Here is a 2,569-nt window from a genome sequence, read left to right on the forward strand (position 1 = left end):
CCCGTGGACACCCCGCCCGTACCCGGCCCGCGCGGCGGACGCCGGCGCCGTACCGGGGCCTGGCGCCGGGTCGTGCTCGCCGTCGCCGGCCTGTACTTCCTCACGCCGCTGGCCGCGTCGTTCGTCTTCACCGTGCACACGCCGGGCCAGGGCGTGTCGTTCGACGCCTACACCGCGCTGCTGTCCGCCGACGGCTTCGTCCGCAGCCTGCTGCTCTCCCTCGGTCTGGCGGCGGCCACCATCGTGCTGTCGCTGACCCTGGCCGTGCCGGCGCTGATCGCCGTCCGGCTGGGCTCGCCCCGGCTGCGGCCGGTGGTCGAGGTGATGTGCATGCTGCCGCTGGTGGTGCCGCCGATCGCGCTGGTCACCGGCATCAGCACGGTGCTGCGCTGGGGCCCCGACCACCTCGCCCACACCCCGCTGTACCAGACGTTCCTGGCCGTGCAGGACGAGGACTTCCCCGTTGTCCTGGTGCTCGCCTACGCGGTGCTGGCGCTGCCGTTCGTCTACCGCTCGCTCGACGCGGGGCTGCGCGCCCTGGACGTGCCGACACTGGTGGAGGCGGCGCGCAACTGCGGCGCGAGCTGGCCGCACGTCGTGTGGCGGGTGCTGCTGCCGAACCTGCGGTCCGCGCTGGCCGGCGCCGCGTTCCTCACGCTGGCGCTGGTCCTCGGCGAGTTCACCATCGCCTCGCTGCTGGGCTTCGAGCCGTTCGCCGTGTGGATCGTCACGATCTCCGGCGCGCACGCCCGGATGTCGGTGGCCGTCTCCCTCCTCAGTCTCCTGATCACCTGGGCGCTGCTGCTGGTCCTCTCCCGGGCCGGCACCGCCTCCACGGGCGCGCCCGCCGCGCCGCGCAATCCGGGCAAGGAGCCCCGTTCATGACCGCACCGACAACCACCCCCCTCCGCTCGCCCGGCGGCGAGCGCGCCGGCGGCGCCCGGGTCGAGTTCCGCTCGCTCCGCCGCGCCTTCGGCTCCACGGTCGCCCTCGACGGCCTCGACCTGACCGTCGAGCCGGGCGAACTCCTCGCGCTGCTCGGCCCGTCCGGCTGCGGCAAGACAACCGCGCTGCGGGTCGTGGCCGGCTTCGAGCAGCCGGACTCGGGCGAAGTCCTCGTCGACGGCCAGGACATCACCCGCGTTCCGGCCAACCGGCGGGACGCCGGGATGGTGTTCCAGTCCTACAGCCTCTTCCCGAACCTCAACGCCCGCGACAACGTCGCCTTCGGCATGCGCATCCGCAAGGTGCCGACCACCGAACGCCGCGAGCGGGCGGAAGAGTTGCTGGCGCTGGTCGGGCTGCCGGAGCACGGCGACCGCTACCCGCACCAGCTCTCCGGCGGCCAGCAGCAGCGCGTCGCCCTGGCCCGCGCGCTGGCGCTGCGGCCCCGCGTCCTGCTGCTGGACGAGCCGCTGTCGGCGCTCGACGCCAAGGTGCGGCTCAGCCTGCGCGAGGAGATCCGCCGCCTCCAGCTTTCCCTCGGCATCACCACGGTGTTTGTCACGCACGACCAGGAGGAGGCGCTGTCGATGGCCGACCGGGTCGCCGTCCTCAACGCCGGGAAGCTCGAACAGTGCGCGCCGCCGGCCGAGTTGTACGAGCGTCCGGCGACGCCGTTTGTCGCGGAGTTCGTCGGCGCGATGAACCGGCTGCCGGGCCGGCTCGCCGACGGCGGAACCGTGGAGGTGTGCGGCGACCGGCTGCCGGTCGACGGCGCGGCCCCCGAGGGCCCGGCCGTGACCGTACTGGTCCGGCCGGAGAACGTCGGCGTGCAGGCCGACGACGACGGCACCGCGACGGTGGTCTCGGCCTCCTTCCTCGGGCCGGTCACCCGGGTGCGTCTCACCCTCGCCGACGGTACGGACGTCAAGGCCGACGTCGCGTCCCGCGACGCGGGCCGGCTCACTCCCGGCGCCCGCGCCACCGTCGCACTCGCCCACCGCCCCGTCCTCGTCGTCGCCGGAGCCGGCGCATGAGCGGCGGCAACCGGCTCGCGGCCGTCCTCTTCGACATGGACGGCACGCTCGTCGACACCGAGACGCTGTGGTGGGACGCCACGGCGGAGGTCGCCGCCGACCACGGCCACGAACTCGGCCCGGTCGACGCCCCCGAGGTCGTCGGCCGCGCCGTCGACGACACCGCCGCGCACCTGGCGCACGTCACCGGCGCCGAGCGGAAGCCGCTGGCGCGGCGGCTGACGGACGGCTTCTTCCAGCGGGTCGCCGCCGGCGCCCCGCTACGGCCGGGCGCCGACCGCCTGCTGTCCGGACTCGTCCGGGAGGGCGTGCCGTTCGCCCTGGTCAGCGCGTCCCCACGGGTGGTGGTGGACGCGGTGGTCGGAGGCTCGCTGGCGCACGTGCCGTTCGCCTTCACCCTGTCGGCGGACGACACCGCGCGCACCAAGCCGCACCCGGATCCCTACCAGGCGGCGGCCGACCGCTTCGGCGTCCCCACCGGCCGCTGCGTGGCCGTCGAGGACTCCCCCGACGGCGCCGCCTCGGCGGAGGCCGCCGGCTGCGCGCTCCTGGTGGTCCCCTCGCTCCTCCCCGTCCGGAGCACCCCCCAC

3 protein-coding genes are annotated in these 2,569 nt (G+C 75.2%); all 3 read left to right on the plus strand.

Annotated features, from left to right (window positions below; translation table 11 throughout):
* Positions 1 to 3: 3 nt before the first annotated feature.
* The gene (locus GL263_RS24875) at positions 4 to 885 is read left to right on the plus strand and encodes an ABC transporter permease (RefSeq protein WP_182857992.1); all 882 of its coding nucleotides are present in this window, start codon (positions 4 to 6) and stop codon (positions 883 to 885) included.
* Positions 882 to 1,979 carry an ABC transporter ATP-binding protein gene (locus GL263_RS24880; RefSeq protein ID WP_182857990.1) on the plus strand — a complete coding sequence of 366 codons (1,098 nt, stop codon included), beginning with the start codon at positions 882 to 884 and terminating at the stop codon, positions 1,977 to 1,979. Before GL263_RS24875 ends, GL263_RS24880 begins: the two co-directional genes overlap by 4 nt.
* Positions 1,976 to 2,569 (plus strand): HAD family hydrolase (locus tag GL263_RS24885; RefSeq protein WP_182857991.1); only part of this gene is annotated, 594 nt, incomplete at its 3' end. The genes GL263_RS24880 and GL263_RS24885, both read left to right, overlap by 4 nt.

The sequence above is a fragment of the Streptomyces durbertensis genome (genome assembly GCF_014156695.1).
Classification (GTDB): domain Bacteria; phylum Actinomycetota; class Actinomycetes; order Streptomycetales; family Streptomycetaceae; genus Streptomyces; species Streptomyces durbertensis.